General features: G+C 64.5%; 15 protein-coding genes. 11 read left to right on the forward strand and 4 right to left on the reverse strand.

Annotated elements, in window-relative coordinates; all coding sequences use genetic code 11:
- Window positions 1-87: 87 nt before the first annotated feature.
- Window positions 88-843, reverse strand: a complete 756-nt coding sequence (locus LB571_RS19040; RefSeq protein ID WP_140617962.1) for an SDR family oxidoreductase — start codon at window positions 841-843, stop codon at window positions 88-90.
- Window positions 844-946: 103 nt separating this feature from the next.
- Here LB571_RS19040 and LB571_RS19045 point away from each other — a divergent pair, with 103 nt between their 5' ends.
- From LB571_RS19045 to LB571_RS19055, 3 genes are all read left to right on the forward strand, one after another.
- Complete coding sequence (locus tag LB571_RS19045) at window positions 947-1,840, forward strand: LysR family transcriptional regulator (RefSeq protein ID WP_015316892.1); 894 nt, start codon at window positions 947-949, stop codon at window positions 1,838-1,840.
- A gap of 155 nt (window positions 1,841-1,995) precedes the next feature.
- Window positions 1,996-3,654: an acyl-CoA synthetase gene (locus LB571_RS19050; RefSeq protein WP_015316891.1), complete on the forward strand. Its 1,659-nt coding sequence runs from the start codon at window positions 1,996-1,998 to the stop codon at window positions 3,652-3,654.
- Window positions 3,655-3,758: 104 nt separating this feature from the next.
- Window positions 3,759-4,109 carry a DUF2200 domain-containing protein gene (locus LB571_RS19055; RefSeq protein WP_140617961.1) on the forward strand — a complete coding sequence of 117 codons (351 nt, stop codon included), beginning with the start codon at window positions 3,759-3,761 and terminating at the stop codon, window positions 4,107-4,109.
- 65 nt (window positions 4,110-4,174) lie between these two features.
- Here LB571_RS19055 and LB571_RS19060 read toward each other — a convergent pair whose 3' ends face one another.
- Complete coding sequence (locus tag LB571_RS19060) at window positions 4,175-5,065, reverse strand: LysR family transcriptional regulator (protein ID WP_140663432.1); 891 nt, start codon at window positions 5,063-5,065, stop codon at window positions 4,175-4,177.
- 204 nt (window positions 5,066-5,269) lie between these two features.
- Here LB571_RS19060 and LB571_RS19065 point away from each other — a divergent pair, with 204 nt between their 5' ends.
- Together LB571_RS19065 and LB571_RS19070 are read left to right on the forward strand one after the other, a co-directional pair.
- Window positions 5,270-6,205 (forward strand): DMT family transporter, encoded by a 936-nt coding sequence (locus LB571_RS19065; protein WP_224596872.1) that lies wholly within the window; start codon window positions 5,270-5,272, stop codon window positions 6,203-6,205.
- A gap of 50 nt (window positions 6,206-6,255) precedes the next feature.
- Window positions 6,256-6,978: a haloacid dehalogenase type II gene (locus tag LB571_RS19070; RefSeq protein ID WP_224596875.1), complete on the forward strand. Its 723-nt coding sequence runs from the start codon at window positions 6,256-6,258 to the stop codon at window positions 6,976-6,978.
- Between the two features lie 46 nt (window positions 6,979-7,024).
- Here the strand turns inward: LB571_RS19070 and LB571_RS19075 are convergent, their stop codons facing one another.
- Complete coding sequence (locus LB571_RS19075) at window positions 7,025-9,073, reverse strand: ABC transporter ATP-binding protein/permease (RefSeq protein ID WP_015316886.1); 2,049 nt, start codon at window positions 9,071-9,073, stop codon at window positions 7,025-7,027.
- Window positions 9,074-9,197: 124 nt separating this feature from the next.
- Between LB571_RS19075 and LB571_RS19080 the strand changes: the two genes are divergently transcribed.
- The 6 genes from LB571_RS19080 (at window position 9,198) to LB571_RS19105 (ending at window position 16,440) form a co-directional block, all read left to right on the forward strand.
- Window positions 9,198-10,082 carry a hypothetical protein gene (locus LB571_RS19080; RefSeq protein ID WP_224596877.1) on the forward strand — a complete coding sequence of 295 codons (885 nt, stop codon included), beginning with the start codon at window positions 9,198-9,200 and terminating at the stop codon, window positions 10,080-10,082.
- Window positions 10,083-10,314: 232 nt separating this feature from the next.
- Window positions 10,315-12,207 (forward strand): molecular chaperone HtpG, encoded by a 1,893-nt coding sequence (gene htpG / locus LB571_RS19085; RefSeq protein ID WP_224596879.1) that lies wholly within the window; start codon window positions 10,315-10,317, stop codon window positions 12,205-12,207.
- 203 nt (window positions 12,208-12,410) lie between these two features.
- The gene (locus LB571_RS19090; RefSeq protein ID WP_224596882.1) at window positions 12,411-13,289 is read left to right on the forward strand and encodes an ABC transporter permease; all 879 of its coding nucleotides are present in this window, start codon (window positions 12,411-12,413) and stop codon (window positions 13,287-13,289) included.
- A 13-nt stretch (window positions 13,290-13,302) separates the two neighbouring features.
- Complete coding sequence (locus LB571_RS19095) at window positions 13,303-14,145, forward strand: ABC transporter permease (RefSeq protein WP_224596885.1); 843 nt, start codon at window positions 13,303-13,305, stop codon at window positions 14,143-14,145.
- The gene (locus LB571_RS19100) at window positions 14,142-15,284 is read left to right on the forward strand and encodes an ABC transporter substrate-binding protein (RefSeq protein ID WP_140617953.1); all 1,143 of its coding nucleotides are present in this window, start codon (window positions 14,142-14,144) and stop codon (window positions 15,282-15,284) included. The genes LB571_RS19095 and LB571_RS19100 overlap by 4 nt, the downstream gene beginning before the upstream one ends.
- Window positions 15,277-16,440: an ABC transporter ATP-binding protein gene (locus LB571_RS19105; RefSeq protein WP_224596886.1), complete on the forward strand. Its 1,164-nt coding sequence runs from the start codon at window positions 15,277-15,279 to the stop codon at window positions 16,438-16,440. Before LB571_RS19100 ends, LB571_RS19105 begins: the two co-directional genes overlap by 8 nt.
- A gap of 172 nt (window positions 16,441-16,612) precedes the next feature.
- Here the strand turns inward: LB571_RS19105 and LB571_RS19110 are convergent, their stop codons facing one another.
- Entirely contained in the window at window positions 16,613-17,770 is a 1,158-nt protein-coding gene (locus tag LB571_RS19110) for an NAD(P)/FAD-dependent oxidoreductase (RefSeq protein ID WP_224596890.1), read from the reverse strand.
- Window positions 17,771-17,832: the final 62 nt, after the last annotated feature.

The raw sequence follows: 17,832 nt of genomic DNA on the forward strand, positions 1-17,832 counted from the left end.
GATGTTTTCCTTGTCTTCTCAATCATTTGGGCTAGGTTTCGAATGAAACGGGAGGCAGACCGCCACAGCAGCAGCGGCCAGCCTCCTTCAGATCACGCCGCCATTGGCGCGGATGATTTGCCCGTTGACCCAGCCACTGTCCGGCCCGGCCAGGAACGAGACCACGCCGGCAATGTCGTCGGGCTGGCCGAGCCTGCCGAGCGGGATCATCTTGGCCGTGGCCTCGATCTGCGCCGCGCTCTTGCCATCGGTGAACAGCGCCGTCTCGACCGGTCCGGGCGCCACCGCGTTGACGGTGATGCCGCGCGCGCCAAGCTCCTTGGCCAAGATGTGCGTCATCGCCTCGACCGCCGCCTTGGTGGCGGCATAGACGCCGTAACCCGGCTGGTAGAGGCCGACCACGCTGCTCGAAAAATTGACGATGCGGCCGCCATCGCGAATGCGTTTTGCGCCTTCGCGCATGCCACGGAACACGCCGCCGAGATTGATCGCGACCTGGGTGTCGAAGAAGGCATCATCGGCCTGTGCGATCGGCGAAAGCTTCATGATGCCGGCATTGTTGACCAGTATATCGATGCCTCCGAACGCCTTCTCGCCGGCGTCGAAGAGGCTGGCGATACCGGCCGGATCCGCGATATCGGCCTGCACGGCGATCGCCTTGCCGCCATCGGCTTCGATGGCGCGCACCAGCGCCTCGGCCCCGGCCTGTCCCCGAGCATAATTGATGACGACGGCGATGCCGTCACGGGCGAGCCGCCGCGCGATCGCCGCGCCGATGCCCTTGGAGGCGCCGGTCACGATCGCCGCTTTGGTTTGGCCCGTGCTCGTTTGGCCTGAAGTCATGGAAGTCTCTCCTTCTTGTTGGTGAGACGGATATAGGCGGAGCCAGCTTCCGGACAATCAGCCTTGTCTTGACATTACTATTCGGAAATTGCGAACAAAGAGCATGGATCGCCTGGACACGATGCGACTCTTCGTTCGCGTGCTGGAGCGGCGCAGCTTCACCGCTGCCGCCGCCGATCTCGGCCTGCCTCGCTCGACCGCGACGGAAGCGGTCCGGCGGCTGGAAGAACATCTCGGCGCAAGGCTGCTCGAGCGCACCACGCGCCAGGTGAACGCCACGCAGGATGGCGAGGCCTATTACCGGCGCTGCCTGTCCATCCTGGCCGAGATCGAGGATGCCGAGGCCGCCTTCCGCAATGCGGAACCCTTCGGCCTGCTGCGCATCGACGCCAGCACGCTGCTCACACGCACCTTCCTGTTGCCGCGCCTGCCGGAATTCCTCGCCCGCTATGCCAGGATCGACCTGCAGATCGGCCAGAGCGACCGGCTGGTCGACTTGGTGCGCGAGGGTGTCGACTGCGTCATCCGCGTCGGCGAGCCGCCTGACAGCGGCATGATCATGCGCCGGCTTGGCATGATCCGCGAGATGACCTGCGCCAGCCCCGCCTATCTCTCTCGCCACGGCACGCCGGCTTCCCCCGATGCGCTGGACGGCCATCAGGCGATCGGCTTCGTCTCCTCCCGCACCGGCGAAGTGCTGCCCTTCGAATTCACCGTCGGCGGCAAGACGCGCGAGGTCAGGCTGCCCGGCCGCGTCGCCGCCAACAATTCCGACACCGCCGCCGACCTCGCCCGGCTTGGCCTCGGTCTCATCCAGGCGCCGCGCTATCGCTTCGAGAAGGATTTGGCAGAGGGAACACTGGTCGAGGTGCTGGCCGGGTATCCGCCCTCGCCGACACCGCTCTCGGCGCTCTATCCGCAGAACCGGCAGCTTTCGCCGCGCCTGCGCGTCTTTCTCGACTGGGCGGCACGCATCTTCGCCGAGGCGAACCTGTAAGCGCAATTCCGGGAAAAGTGTGTAGCGGTTTTTCGTCCGGAGTTGCGTCAATACAAAGGAACAGGCACTCGCCGTTGCCCATCGGCGCCATCTGATGTCAATGTCGCCGCGACAGCGCGCCATGGGGAGATGGCGCACCGCCAGGGAGGATTTTCATGACCAAGCAGCAAGCCGGCTTGCCGCGCTATGACGATGCCGTTGCAAGCTTTCGTATTGAGGATGAGATCGCGAGACTGCAGGGCGACCCCGCGACCGGCATCAACGCCTATGTCGAATGCTGCGGCCGGCACACCGGCGGAAACCGCCTGGCGCTGCGCGCCATCTCTGCCGGCGGCGAACTCAGCGAATTCAGCTTCGAGGATCTCGCCGACATGTCCGGCCGCGTCGGCACTCTGCTGAAGGAGTTGGGCGTTGGCCCGGGCGATGTCGTGGCCGGCATGCTGCCGCGCATCCCCGAACTGGTGGCGCTGATCCTCGGCGCCTGGCGCATCGGCGCGGTCTACCAGCCGCTGTTCACTGCCTTCGGCCCGAAGGCGATCGAACACCGGCTTGGCTACAGCGGCGCCAGGCTGGTGGTGACCAATCCGGCCAATCGCGGCAAGCTCGACGAGGTCGCGAACCCTCCGCAAATCGCCACCATCCTCGGTGCTGGCGACGCCCTGTCCCCGGGCGACATCGATTTCCGTGCCGCGCTTGCCGCCGCCTCACCCAACTGCGACCCGGTGATGCGCAAGGGCGAAGACCTGTTCATGATGATGTCGACCTCGGGCACCACCGGCCTGCCGAAGGGCGTGCCGGTGCCGCTCAACGCGCTGCTCGCCTTCGGCGCCTATATGCGCGACGCGATCGGCCTGCGCCCAGACGACATCTTCTGGAACATCGCCGATCCGGGCTGGGCCTATGGCCTCTACTACGCCATCACGGGACCCCTGCTGCTCGGCATCGCCACGACCTTCAACGAGGGCGCCTTCACCGCCAAAAACACCTATGATGTCATCGAGCGGCTTGGCGTCACCAGCCTTGCCGGCTCGCCCACCGCCTTCCGCCTGCTGCTCGCCGAAGGTCCCGATGCCGCCGCGCGTGCAAAAGGCCGGCTGCGTGTGGTGAGCAGCGCCGGCGAGCCGCTCAACCCGGAAGTGATCCGCTGGTTCGACGCCCATCTCGCCGCGCCCATCCACGACCATTACGGCCAGACCGAGAACGGCATGATGGTCAACAACCATCACGGCCTGGCGCACCCTGTCCGCGCCGGCTCGGCGGGCTTTGCCATGCCGGGCTATCGCATGGTGGTGCTGGACGAGGCCGGCAACGAGCTCGGCCCCAACCAGCCCGGCATCCTCGCCGTCGACATCGCCAACTCGCCGTTGCGCTGGTTCGACGGCTACCACCAGGCCGAAACGCCGGCCATATCGGGCGGCTACTACCGCACCGGCGACACGGTGGAATACGAGCCGGACGGCTCGGTCTCCTTCATCGGCCGCGCCGACGACGTCATCACCTCGTCAGGCTACCGCATCGGCCCCTTCGACGTCGAAAGCGCGCTGATCGAACATCCCGCCGTCAACGAGGCGGCGGTGGTCGGCGTGCCCGACCCGCAGCGCACCGAGATCGTCAAGGCCTTCGTCATCCTGGCGCCCGCCTACGAGGGCAGCCCGGAACTCGCCGAAGAATTGGCGCAGCATGTCCGCAAACGCCTCTCGGCCCATGCCTATCCGCGCGAGATCGACTTCGTCGGGGAATTGCCGAAGACCCCTAGCGGCAAGATCCAACGGTTCTTGTTGCGCAAGGCTGAGGTGGAGAAAAGGAACGGGTGAAGGGCGGCGGGAAGATTGGAGTCGGTCCTGCGCCAATTGCTGAGACCTGCGCATTGGAGGCAAAGTTGAGTGCGGGCGATAGGCGCCACCGGTAAGGGCACGTCATGACGGAGCATCGAATCTATTCCACAAGCTTTGCCAGCGTCTATCCGCACTATGTCGCCAAGGCGCAAAGGAAAGGACGCACCAGAGCAGAGGTCGATGAGATCATCTGCTGGCTGACGGGCTACACCGAGAAGGAACTCGAGGCCGAACTGGAGAAGAAAACCAGCTTCGAGGATTTCTTTGGTCAGGCCTCCCGACTGAATCCTTTGCGGAATTTGATTACAGGGGTGGTCTGCGGCGTCCGCGTGGAAGATATTGAGGATCCACTGATGAAGGAAATTCGCTACCTCGATAAGCTGATCGACGAGCTTGCGAAGGGGAAAGCGATGGAGAAGATACTCCGGAAATGAGGCGAGAGGCTCGAGCGCGCGATATCATCAACCGGGCGCACGGGCGCCAACGCTAATCACACCCCTCACATCGCGATCTGCAGCGTCCCGTGGCGCTTCACCTCAGCCTCTATCTCCCGCACCAGCGTCTCCAGCGCGGGATTGCGGACGTTGCGGGCGCGGCGAATGACGTAGGCGAGGTCCGGAGGCTTGGGGAACGACTTGTCGACGATCTCCATGCCGGGCCGCAGATGCCGCTGGCTGAGCAGCGCGACGCCGAGGCCGGAGGTCACGCCGGCGATGATGCCGGCCGCGCTCGAACATTCGAACACGATCTCGAACACCGTTCCCTCGTCCTGGCCGAGATCGAGGCCCCAACGGCGATAGAAGCAGTTCTCGTCGAAGGATAGGAACGGCACCGGGTCGCCTTTCCCAAGGGTCAGCTCGGGCGACTTCACCCAATGCAGGGTCTCGCGGAACAGCAGGACATCGGTGGGGCGGACGTCGTGCTGGAACACCTGGATGATGGCCGCGTCGAGCGCGCCCTCGCCCAACAGCTTCTGCAAGGCCAGGCTCATGCGCACCTGCGTGCGCACGCTCACCTCGGGGTACAGCCGGCGAAACCGGCCAAGGATGCGCGAAAGGTCCGTGCAGGTCGTATCCTCGGTCATCCCCAAAGCGATCTTGCCTTGCAGCGTGCTCTTCGACAGGCTCAGGATCGCCTCGTCATGGATGCCCAGGATCCGCCTGGCATAGCCCAGCAGATCCTGCCCTGAACTGGTGAACATCGGCGCATTCGCCTTGCGGCTGAGGATTTCGCAGTCGAGACTTGCTTCCAGCCGCCTGATCTTGTGGCTGACGGCCGATTGCGACAGGCCGAGCATCTCGGCAGCCCGGGTAACACCGCCATGTTTCTCGATCGCCACCATCGCCCGCAAGGCATCGACATCCAGGCGGCGGCTCATCACTCCAGCCATGACAATCCTCGTTTGAAACGAAAGCAGCGCTCCAGGGTCTCGGCAGAGAACGGGCTTTGAGGCAATCAGATATGCCACATCTCCCGCCTATTTCATGAATACATCGAAATTTGTCATGTGCAAAGGCGCCTGCGCGCCGCCATAAATCCCGCATCCGAGATCGGCCGTAATCCGCTGGCGAACCCGCTTCGACGAAGAGACCGCATGACGCTCCCGAAACCTCCGTCCCGTTGCCTGGCCTGGCCGCTTCTGGCGGCAGCCCTGGTCGTAAGCTGGAGCTCGGGCTTTGTCGGCATCCGTTACGCCAGCGAGAGCGCCGACGTCATGCTCGTGCTGTTCTGGCGAACCTTGATGTCAGGGCTGGTCCTTCTGCCCTTCGCGCTCATGGTCGGGCCGCGCATCGGCGTCCGGGCGCTGCTCCAGCAGATGGCGTTCGGCGTGGCGATGATGTTCCTCTATCTCGGCGGCTTCGCGCTTGCCATCGGCCAGCGCGTGCCGACCGGCCTTGTCGCGCTGATCTCCGACCTCGTCCCCCTCGCCATCGCGGCACTATCGCAGCCCGTTCTCGGCCACCGGCTGACATCGAGGCAGTGGACCGGAACGGCTCTCGGCGTGCTCGGCGTGCTGATCGTTTCGCTGAACAGCCTCAGTCTCGGCACCGCGCCGGCCTGGGCGTACGTGGTCACGATCGCTTCCATGATGGTCTTCGCGCTGGCGACCGTGCTGCAGAAGCGGATGGGGACGATCAACATGCCCATCCACCAGAGCCTGTGCATCCAATGCCTGACAGCGGCGCTGTTTTTTGCCGCTTGCGCCGAATGGAAAGGCGGGCTGATGCCGCCCCTTGATGGCCGGTTCGAGTTCGGCATCGCCTGGCTGGTGCTGTTTTCGACCTTCTTCTGCTACGGCGTCTATTATGCGAGCCTGCGCCTCCACAGCGCCGCGCAGGTCAGCAGCATGATCTATCTCAGCCCGCCGGTGACGATGCTCTGGGCCTGGCTGCTCTTCGGCGAGCCCCTTTCTGCGGCGATGGTCCTTGGCCTCGCGGTGACGCTGGTCGGCATCTGGCTGACATCGTCGCGCGGCACCGCACCGAAGGGCGAGGCAGGTTTGCGCCCAGCCGGGCAGCCGGCCGATTGATCGCGATCCACGCAAACGCCAGCCAATTATCCAACTCAAGGGAGTGAACCATGAAGCTGACTGATTTCAAGGCCTTGACCTTCGATTGCTACGGCACGCTAATCGATTGGGAATCCGGCATGATCGACGCCCTGAAGCCGCTGACCGGGCGGGTTGGCCGCGGCCTCGGCCGCGACGAGATCCTGCAGGCGCATGCCAGGCACGAATCCAGCCAGCAGGACTGGACGCCGCAAAAACGCTACAGCGACCTTCTGGCTGTCGTCTACAAGCGGCTCGCCGAGGAATGGGGCGTCGTGACCACGCCGGAGGAATGCATCGCCTATGGCCAAAGCGTGAAGGACTGGCCGGCCTTTGCCGATACCGCCGCCGCCCTGCAATACCTCAAGCAGCACTACAAGCTCGTCATCCTCTCCAACGTCGACAATACGAGCTTCTCCTTCAGCAACAGGAAGCTCGGCGTCGATTTCGATGCGATCTACACGGCGGAGGACATCGGCTCCTACAAGCCGTCGCCCCGGAATTTCGACTATATGCTGGAAAAACTGGCGACGCTCGGGATCGGCGACAAGCAAGTCCTGCACACGGCCGAAAGCCTGTTTCATGACCATGCCGTGACCAACCGCCTGGGCCTTAAATCGTGCTGGATCCACCGCCGGCATGCCGATCAGGGTTTCGGCGCCACGATGCATCCCGGCGAGATGCCGAAGGTGGACTTCCGCTTCGACAGCATGGCCGACCTCGCCAAGGCGCATCAGGAAGAATTGGGCGGCTGATAGAAGGCCATCCCTTGAGCTGAAACCAGAACTCGCCTGAGCGTCATCAACTCTTTTTACGGGCGGCGCCGCGCTTTTCGGCGGAAGTGCCGGAACCCCACAGGGCGCGGCCGAGCAGGCCCCTGCGTTTGCGCGGGGCGAGGTCGATATCGCTGACCAGCTTGGCGCCACCCTTGCGCCGCTCGAGCGTGATCTTGCGGCTGTGGAAGGCCTCCAGCTCGGCGCGGTGCGCCACGCTCAAGATGGTCACATTAGGCAATTCGTGGATGATGGTCTCCATCATCCTGTCCTGGCTCTTCTCGTCGAGTGCCGCCGTCGCCTCGTCCAGCACGATGATATCGGGCGCGTGCAGGAGCAGCCGCGCGAAGGCCAGGCGCTGCTTCTCGCCGCCCGACAGGGTCTGGTCCCACGGCGCGTCTTCCTCGATCCGGTCGCCAAGATGACCGAGCCCAACCTTGTCGAGGGCAGCCCTGATCTGCGGGATCGTCCAATCCTCGGCGGCGCCTGGATAGGCAGCGGCCCGGCGCAGCGTGCCCGAGGGGATGTAGGGGCGCTGCGGCAGCATGAACATGCGCTTGCCCGGGTGGAAATCGACGCTGCCGCCGCCCCACGGCCACAAGCCCGCTATCGCCCGCACGAGCGTGCTCTTGCCCGAACCGGATTCGCCGGCCACCAGCAGCCGCTCGCCCGGCTGGATCACCACCTCGGTTTCCTTGACCACGGCGGTGCCGTCATCGAGCGACACGGACAGATTGTTGAGGTTGAGCATCGTGTCGTCCTTGGTCTCGCCGCGATTGATGCGTCCGAGCGCGTCGCTCTCTTCCGCGCGCTCGAGCCCATCCAGCGACATCATCAGCGAGGCGATGCGCCGTGCCGAGGCGTTCCAGTCGGCCAGGCGCGGGTAATTGTCGACCAGCCATCCGAACGCGCCCTGCACGATGGCAAAGGCGGATGCCGCCTGCATGACCTGCCCAAGCGACATCGAGCCGTCGAGGAATTTTGGCGCGCACAAAAGCACCGGCACCACCGGCGCGAACAGGCTCGATCCCTGCGAGACCAGCGCCGTGCGCATGTGCTGGCCAGCAAGCATCGCCCACTTCCCCAGCACGCCGGCGAAGGTCCTGTCGATGCCGCTGCGCTCCTCCTCCTCGCCGCCGAGCAGGGCAATGCTCTCGCCGTTTTCGCGCACGCGCATCAGCGTGTAGCGAAATTCCGCTTCCGCCTGGTTCTTCTGCTCGGAGAGTTCGACGAAATGCCGGCCGATGACCACCATCGAGGTGGAGGTGATGCCGGCATAGATGACCGCGGTGATGACGAGAAAGCCCGGAATGGTGACGGTCGAGGAGCCGATCGGCAGCGTCAGCGCGCCGCCGATGGTCCACAAGACGACGATGAAGGTCGAGGCCGCCAGGAACGCGTTGAGCACGCCGGAGACGAAATCAACAGGCGATTCGGTGGCGATCCGCAAATCGTCGGCGATGCGGGCTTCCGGGTTCTGGTGATCGCCGCTGACGAGATTGAGCTGGTAGTAGCGGCCGTTGGTGAGCCAGCGGCCGATGATGGATGTAGTGAGCCAGGAGCGCCAGCGGCGCTGGATCGTCATGCGCAGATAGACCTGCGCAACGACAAGGCTGACGCTTCCAAGCACCAGCGGCACGAACACGGCGCTCAGGAAATAGACGGTCGGCGCATTGCGCTGCTCGATGGCGTCGAAGATCGAGCGGTTCCAGACATTGATCCCGTACTGGAAGCCGACATTGACGCAGATCAGGATCAGGAGCGCGATCGTGCATGGCCAGGCGAGCTTGTCGCCCCGCCGGCTCCAATAGCCGCGCGCGCTGATCCAGAAGCGCTTCAGCAGGTATTTCTTGCGCGCCTGTTCGGCCTGTTCGGGGCTCAGCTGCGGATCAGGTTCCACCGCCGCTGGCGGCGGCGCCGCCTCGCCGACGACCTCGGATGCGGCCTCGACATCGGGTACCTTCTCCCGGCGGGGCTTCCTGGCACCGTTTGGCTTGGCGCCGCCGGCCGGCCTCTGTTTGGGTTTGATGTCTGCCACAACGGCCATAACGGCCTGGGTATCGGAAGGTTTCATCATGAGGGCTTGCGACCTTGCCAGGGCTGTCCTGGTGCCCCGATATCCGCCACGTCTCGCCATGACTTCACCGCCGCACAATCGCCACCAAGCCACGCGAAGAGCTTGTAAAACGGAGGTTTTCACGATGCGTCTGGTCTGGACTTTGGTGTTCGCGCTGGCGAGCGGTGCGGCGTATGCGGCTTCGCCGGAGGACGACTACATCGCCGCGCGCGACAAGGCGATCGCGGCCATCGCCGCGATGGAAAGCGCGAACGCTCCCGTGGAAACGCTCGATGCGGCCAATGAGAAGGCCCGCGCCGATCTCGAACAGCGCCTTTCGACGCTTCTTGGACCTTTCACGGTCAAGGGTTTTCCGGCGGCCGGCAGGATCAATATCGAAAGCCTCAGTTCCTCCGATGTCGGCTTCGGCATGCTGGACGGGCTGCGTCACGGCACCGAGGACGGCCCCAGCATCGTCGCGTCGACACGCGGGCTGGTCGAGCGCTGGCTGCAATCGCGTGCGGCGGAGACGGACGCCGATCTCAAACTGCCCACCAGCTTCGACGCGGCGCTGAAGCTCGATGCGTTCTACACCCAGGCCATCGGCAGCGACGCCGCTTTCACAGGCACGCTCGACTTCACCCTGAAGGCGCCCGACGGCGCCGACACGGCGATCGCCCGCCTTGGCGGCTGGGCACAGGATGTCGGACCTAACTACGACCAGGAAATCGTCGTCACGCTGGTCAAGGGCAACAGTGTCATGATCGCCGAGGCGCCCGCGACACCGCCCGTCCCAAGGATCGCGGCCTGCGACGCGGTGTGGACCGCGGCTGACGCCGCCGCCCAGAAACTGGTCAAGCAGGCCACCGACGACAGCGACGAAAATACATCCGATGCCGCCGACGCCGCCTGGGCAAAAGGCGACAGCGACTTCCGCGCCTGCATGGGCAAGAACCTGCGCGACAACCCGGCCTTCCCCACGCTGCTTGCCCAGGCGCAGGCGCTTGCCGACCAGATGGCGGGGAAGTAGGGCGCGCAGGACCGGCGCGGCGCCGACGCTGCCAATCTCCCCCTTCGCGGGGGGAGATTGGCTGTTTCGTCGTCAGCACCGTTTCCACCCCCTTGCGGCCCCAGCATCCCATCACGATATTGTCGGCGCGTTGGCCTTGCTGACGGCAGTTGCCAGCACCGTTGAAAATTGGTGAAAGGAAGTCCCGATCGCGCATGGCGCGACGGGCGGATGAAAGCGTGGGAAACTCGGAATGACGACAGACACGAAAGCGACGGAAACCAAGGCATTCGAGGCGGATGTTTCGCGGCTGCTGCACATGATGGTGCATTCGGTCTATTCCGATAAGGACGTCTTCCTGCGCGAACTGATTTCCAACGCCGCCGACGCCTGCGAGAAGCTGCGCTTCGAGGCCGTCAGCCGCCCCGAATTGCTGGCCGACGATCCGAAGCCCCGCATCTCGATTGCAGCCGATCCCGACGGCAAGCTGATCACCGTCGAGGACAACGGCATCGGCATGAGCCGAGACGACATGACGGAGGCGCTGGGCACGATCGCGCGCTCGGGCACGCGCGCTTTCATCGAGCGCGTCGGCGCCGGCAATTCGAGCGAGGACACGCAGCTCATCGGCCAGTTCGGCGTCGGCTTCTACTCCGCCTTCATGGTCGCGACCCGCGTCGACGTCATCAGCCGCCTGGCGGGAAGCGAAGAAGCCTGGCGCTGGTCGTCCGACGGTAAGGGTTCCTACGAGATCGCGCCCGCCCCGCTCGAAGCCGCCCCCAAGCGCGGCACCCGCGTCGTGCTGCATCTGATGGACGACGCCGCGTCCTACACCGGATCCTATCGGCTCGAGCAACTGGCCAAGTCGCAGTTGGGCCATGTGCCGGTGCCGATCACGCTCATCGAGAAGCCCGGTGCCGAGGCGCGCGACATTGCCGACGGCACGGCCCTTTGGGTCAGGCCGAAAAGCGAGATCAAGCCCGAGGAATACACCGACTTCTACCGCGGCGTCTCCGGCCAGTATGACGAGCCGGCCGCCACCGTCCATTTCCGCGCCGAGGGCCGGCAGGAATATAGCGTGCTGGCCTTCGTGCCCGGCTCGCGTCCCTTCGATCTGTTCGACCAGGACCGCAAGGGCCGCATGAAGCTCTATGTGCGCCGCGTCTTCATCACCGACGATGCCGATCTGTTGCCGCGCTACCTGCGCTTCATGCGCGGGCTGGTCGATTCCGCCGACCTGCCGCTCAACGTCTCGCGCGAGATGATCCAGGAAAGCCCGCTGCTGGCCGCGATCCGCAAGGGCCTGACCAACCGCGTGCTTGGCGATCTCGCCAAGCTGGCGGAGAACGAGACCGAGGCCTATGCGAAAATCTGGGAAAACTTCGGCGTCGTCCTCAAGGAAGGACTCTACGAGGACCATGAGCGGCGCGAGCAGCTCTTGAAGCTCGCCCGCTTCCGCTCAACCGCCTCCGGCGAAGGCTGGCGCGGCCTTGCCGACTACGTCTCGGCGATGAAGGAAGGCCAGAAGGCGATCTTCTTCATGGCCGGCGACGACCGTGCACGGCTCGAAGCCTCGCCGCAGCTCGAAGGTTTCAAGGCACGCGGCATCGAGGTGCTGCTGCTCACCGACCCGGTCGACAGTTTCTGGACGTCGATGGCGCCCGAATTCGACGGCAAGCCGTTCAGGTCGGTGACGCAGGGCGTGGCTGAACTTTCCGAGATCCCGCTGCTCGACGAGGCGAACAAGCCGGATGCGGCGGCGGCGCCCGAGGTCGATGGCTTCCTGGCCTTCGTCAAGGCGGCGCTTGGCGATGCCGTGTCGGACGTGAAGGCCTCCGACCGCCTGACCGAAAGCGCGGTCTGCCTGGTGGCGCCCGAACACGGTCCCGACCGGCAGTTCGAGCGGCTGCTCAACGCCGCCGGCCGCCTCGACAAGACGGCCAAACCGATCCTCGAGATCAACCCCCGCCACGAGCGCGTCCTGGCACTCGCCAACCTCGGCGAAGACGAGCAGGCGTTCAAGGAGGATGCCGCCCACCTTCTCTACGACGAGGCGCGCGTCCTCGACGGCGACAAGCCGGCCGACGCCAGGGCGTTTTCAGAGCGCCTCGCCCGGCTGATCGAGCGCGGTATTTCGAAGGGCTGAGGAGACGCCGGCCAGCCGTTCCCGACGTGTGGTCGAACGGGGTTGCGTGGCGACCCCGTCTCCCGACAAATTTCGGCATCTCTCGCACCCGGCGACACTGAAGTCCGCTGGCTCAATCGCCGACTGTGGACATCGCGCCTGCAATCCCTCAATCTTGGCCTGGGAACAAAACAGGCGCTTCAAAGAGAGCGCACCGGGTGCTCATGAAACGACGATGGACATTGTATGATCCACGGCTGGCCTGGATGCTGGTCGCGCCGGTGCTTTTGCTGCTGACCTTTTTCCTGGTGCTGCCGATCGCCGTGATGGCCGGCTATACCTTCTTCACCTTTGTCACCGCGGGCGTGGAAACGAGCGCACTGACGACGGCGAACTGGCACGAATTCCTCACCGACAGCTACTATCACGGCTTCCTCCTGAAGACGCTGAGGGTCGGAGCCATGACGGCGCTGCTGTGCGGCGTGCTCGGCTACTTCCCCGCCTATTTCATCTGGGCCACGACCTTCAAGCACAAATGGCTGCTGCTGCTTTTGCTGATCGTGCCGTTCTGGATCAGCTTCACCATCCGCACCTTTTCCTGGATCAACATCCTGGGGGAACAGGGCGTCATCAACGTCGCGCTGCTCAAAATGGGCATCATCCATGAGCCGCTGCAGATGCTCTACAACGAAGGCGCGGTCATCCTGGGCATGCTGCACTTCCTGCTGCCCTACATGATCCTCAACGTCTATGTCAGCCTGGAGAGCATTGATCGCACGTTGATTTCGGCGGCCCGCTCGATGGGCTGCACGAGTGCGCAGGCGTTCCGCGAGGTCACGCTGCCGCTGTCGCTGCCCGGCCTGGCGGCGGGCCTGCTGCTTTGCTTCGTGCTGGCCGCCGGCAGCTATGTGACGCCGCAGCTTCTCGGCTCGGGCCGCGACGCTCTGTTCGGCAACCTGATCTACGACACCATCATGGGCGAATTGAACTGGCCGATGGGAGCCACGCTTTCGATCGTGCTGTTCATCGTGCTCGGCTTCTTCGCCGCCGTCTACACGCGCTACATGGGCATGTCGCAGATCGTCAAAGGGCTTGGCGGATGACGGGGTTTGGAGGATGAGAGGAACACGGCGCAGGCAGGAAGGCAGATGGGCCTGGCGGCTGACCGGCTTCGTCACGGTCTGCGTCTACGTCTTCATGTTCGCGCCGATCGTGGCGACAGTGGTCCTGTCGTTCAACGCCTCGATGTTCGGCGGATTCCCGATGACCGGCTTCAGCCTGCAATGGTACGGCAAGCTGATGGCCAACGAGGCGGTGCTGGCTGCCTTTCGAACATCCTTGTGGATCGCATTGGTCACCGCCATCGTCACCACCGCCATCGGCGTCACCACGGCGTTTGCCTTGGTCCGCTTCGAATTTCGCGGCAAGCAGGCGCTGAGCACCCTGGTGATCCTGCCGGCGCTGGTGCCGGAAACCATCCTCGGCGTCGGCCTGCTGGTGCTGATCAAGGCCGTCGACCAGCCGAGGACAATGCTGCTCCTGGTGCTCGGCCATATCCTGCTCGCCGTGCCCTATGTGGTGCTGATCGCCCAGGCGCGCATGATCGGCATCCGCCGCGTCTACGAGGAGGCGGCACTGTCGCTTGGCGCCTCTCGCTTCTCGTCCTTCCGCGAGATCACGCTGCCGCTGCTCATCCCGGCCGTGGTCGGCGGCGCCCTGCTCGCCTTCACCATTTCGTTCGACAACACTTCGGCCAGCCTGTTCTGGCGGCCGGCCGGCGTCGAGACCATGCCTACCCAGATCCTTTCCATGCTCAAGATTTCGATCAGCCCGGAGATCAACGCGCTCGGCACCGTGATGATCCTGGTGACCGTCGGCATCCCGCTGATCGGCGGCCTGGTCCTGCAAAGCCTGACAAAACTGAGAAGACGTGGCGAACCAAAGGAGGAAATACAATGAAACTAACCACCACCAAGCGGCTGGAACGGCTGCACGATCGATACGCCAATGGCGACCTGAGCCGCCGCACGTTCCTGACGCTGACCGCCGCCGCGGCAGCATCGGCGGGCCTGTCCATGCCCTGGATGGGCCGGGCGCTCGCCGCGGTCCAGGAGGTTCGCTTCGACGGTTGGGGCGGCACGGTGCAGGACGCGATCGACAAGTTCGCCTTCCAGCCCTACACGACCAAGACCAAGATCAAGGTGGTCCAAGGCACGTTCGGCGACGAGGACGAGATCATCACCAAGATCAAGACCGCCAAGCCCGGCGACTACCAGGTCATCCATTCCTCCGGCGTCAACTACTACATCAAATACGTGAACGCCGGCCTGACCTCGGAAATCAACGAGGCCAACATTCCCAATATGGCGAACGTGCTGCAGCCGATGATCGAGCCGTTCCGCAAGCTGACGCCGAAGCTATCGGCCGTGCCCTACGACTACGGCACGACGGGCATCGCCTACAACACCAAGGTGATCTCGCCGGAGGAAGCCAAGGAAAAGGGCGCCGGGCTCCTGCTCGACAAGAAATATGCCGGCAAGGTCGGCGGCTATTCCGACATGACGACGCGCGTCTGGTATGCGGCGCTCGCCACCGGGCAGGACCCCAACAACCTCAAGGACATGGACGCCATCTGGGCCAAGGTGCGCGAAACGCGCGACCTCGCCAAGAAGTTCTGGAGTTCCGGCGCGGAGCTGATGGACCTGCTTTCCAAGGGTGAGATCGTGGTGACTGATGCCTGGTCGGGCCGCGTCGCCGCGCTGCAGGACCAGGGCCATCCGATCGGGTATCTCGATCCGGCCGGCTCCTACGCCTGGATGGAGGACATGCTGATCCTCAAGGGTTCGCCCATGGCCGAATGCGAGGAACTCATCAACTTCATGCTCGACCCGGCGACCTCGATCGCGGTGGCCGAAGGCCAGAGCTATCCGCCGTCGCTCGATCCGAACAAGGTCAAGCTGACCGAGAAGATCGAGAAGCTGCCGGCATTCGACAAGACGGGCACGATGAAGTCGCTGACCTTCGCCGATCCGACCTACTGGGCGACCAACGAGGACGCCTGGACCAAGCAGTGGAACAGGATCTCGAAGGGTGCCTGACAGCCAGGACACGACACTCCATCCCCGGCCTGTCCAGGCCGGGGCAGCCGGCTCGAGCGCGGCCGCCGAGGCGAACAGCCCGGCGGTCGAGTTCCGCGACATCGACATCGCCTACGGCAAGTTCGTCGCGGTGCGCGATTTCTCGCTGTCGATCCGCAAGGGCAGCTTCGTCACCCTGCTCGGGCCCTCGGGTTGCGGCAAGACCACGATCCTGCGCTCCATCGCCGGCCTGGTCGATATTTCGGGCGGCCAGATCATGATCGACGGGCGGCGCGTCGACGACGTCCCGATCTACAAGCGCAACATCGGCCTGGTCTTCCAGAGCTACGCGCTGTTCCCGCACAAGAACGTGTTCGACAACGTCGCCTTTGGCCTGAAGTACCGCAACGTGCCGAAGCCCGAGATCGTGCGCAAGGTCGGCAAGGCGCTCGAAATGGTGCGGCTGCCGGGCAGCGAGAAGAAGCTGCCGTCGCAACTGTCGGGCGGGCAGCAGCAGCGCATCGCGCTTGCCCGCGCCATCGTCTTCGAGCCGCAGGTGCTGCTGCTGGATGAGCCGTTGTCGGCGCTGGATGCCAACATGCGCGAGGAGATGCGCGTCGAGATCAAGAAGATCCAGAAGGAAACCGGCATCACCGCCATCTTCGTCACGCACGACCAGGAAGAAGCCCTTTCCATGTCGGATCGCATCGTGGTGATGAACGCGGGCGCGGTGGAGCAGATCGGCACTCCGGAGGAGGTCTACGAGGCGCCGGCGACGGCCTTCGTCGCCGACTTCCTCGGCAAGGCCAACATGCTTGCAGGGACCGTGAGCCGGTCCGGCCAAGGAACGGCAACGGTGGTGCTTGGCACCAGCCAGACGGTCAGCGTGGCTTGTCCAAGGCCGCTTGCCGACGGCAGCAAGGTCACCGTCGTGGTGCGGCCGCAGAAATTTTCGGTCGGTGCTGGAACGAGCGCCAATCGGCTGTCCGGTCGCGTGATCTCGGCCTCCTATCTGGGCGGCAGCGCGATCTACGAGATCGACATCGGCGGCAAGGCCAGCCTCCGCGCCAATACACCGATCACTGGCCGCGTGCTTCGCGAAGGCGAGACGATCGAATTGGGTTTTGCCCCCGACGGCTGCGTGCTGCTGGACGGGGCCGGGAAGCGGATTTCCTGAAGGTCGCGGGCGCTTGGTGCGGTTCAGCCACCATTTGACGCGCCCGTGCCGTCTCGCGCAACAGCCCAGATCCCAGCCGCCTGAAGGCGTGGGGTCTGCAGATCCCCATCGGGGCTCTAAACGCTTGTTTCCGCAATTCCGGCAGCGCCGGTCTGGTTTCAACTCGCACCGGTCAGTGATCGACTTTGCGGATGTTGCGCTCGGCCGTGGGTGCAAGGCTCCCGGCTCCGGGCACTGAAGCCGGCGCGCCTTGAAGAACCCAATCCGCCGCGATCTGCCCGATCACCGGCGCCAGCTGGATGCCATAGCCGCCGGCGCCGGCGGCGGTGACCAATGCCGGTTCCGAGGCATCGATCGGTCCGACGAGCGGCCGATGATCGGCCGTGACAGGATAAAGGCCGGCCCAGCCACGGCCAAGCCGCGCGCCCGGCAGATCGGGCAGCCGTTCCAGCAGCAGTTCGGCCAGGTGGACCTTCGATTGCTCCTCGCACTGGTCGTTGTAATTGTCCGGATCCTCGGGAGCGATGGACGTCACCTCGTGGATCTCGGCAATCAGCGCGCCTGGCTTGTCGTGGCGGAAATTAAGGCCGCTGCCCTCGCCGTCCACGAGGTCCATGACCATCGGCATCGTATAGTCGAGCGGCCTGTCCAGATGGATGACGACCGCCTCATGGCGCTCGGGCCATATGTGCAGGCGCTGGCCGAAGAGCTCGGCGACCCGCGGCGCCCAGGCGCCGCCTGCGTTGACCACGGCATCGCATTCGACCGGATCGCCATTGGTCTCCAGCCTGTAGCCGCCTGGCCGCCTTCCCACCCCGAGCACCTTGCGGTACTGGCGGATGTCGCCGGCCTTTTCGCGGACGATCCGCGCCAGGAAATTGCACATGTCATAGGGATCGAGAAAGCCGTTGTCGGGTCCGAACAAACCGCCTTCGAGCCCGTCGGGGCTGAGGTGGGGAACAAGGTCCCTGAGTTCGTTCGCGCGGATCAGGCGCGACTTCAGGCCGGCCCCGCCCTGAATCTCGACTGATTTCGCGAACAGCTCCATCTGCGCGGGCGTGCGCGCGAGCCGAAGATAGCCGATGTGGTTGAATTGAAGCCCCTGCCCCTCCCACTGGCGAAACCGGCGGAACGATTGAACGCGAAGCATGATCTCGAACGGATCGGTAAATTGCGACCCGACAACGCCGACCGACCTGCCGCTCGAACCCGAAGCGATCGACTGCGCTTCCAGCACCGTCACGCGTGCGCCCTGTTCGAGGAGGTTCAGCGCCGTGCATAGGCCCAGCGTGCCCGCACCGATCACCGCGACATGGAGGGAAGCTGTCATATTGTCACCTGCTTTCAGGCATGATCCCAGACGTGGGAACCGGTTTTCTCGGACTAACGCTT

It is taken from the genome of Mesorhizobium sp. BR1-1-4 (genome assembly GCF_020165375.1).
In the GTDB taxonomy this organism is placed as follows: Bacteria; Pseudomonadota; Alphaproteobacteria; order Rhizobiales; family Rhizobiaceae; genus Mesorhizobium; species Mesorhizobium australicum.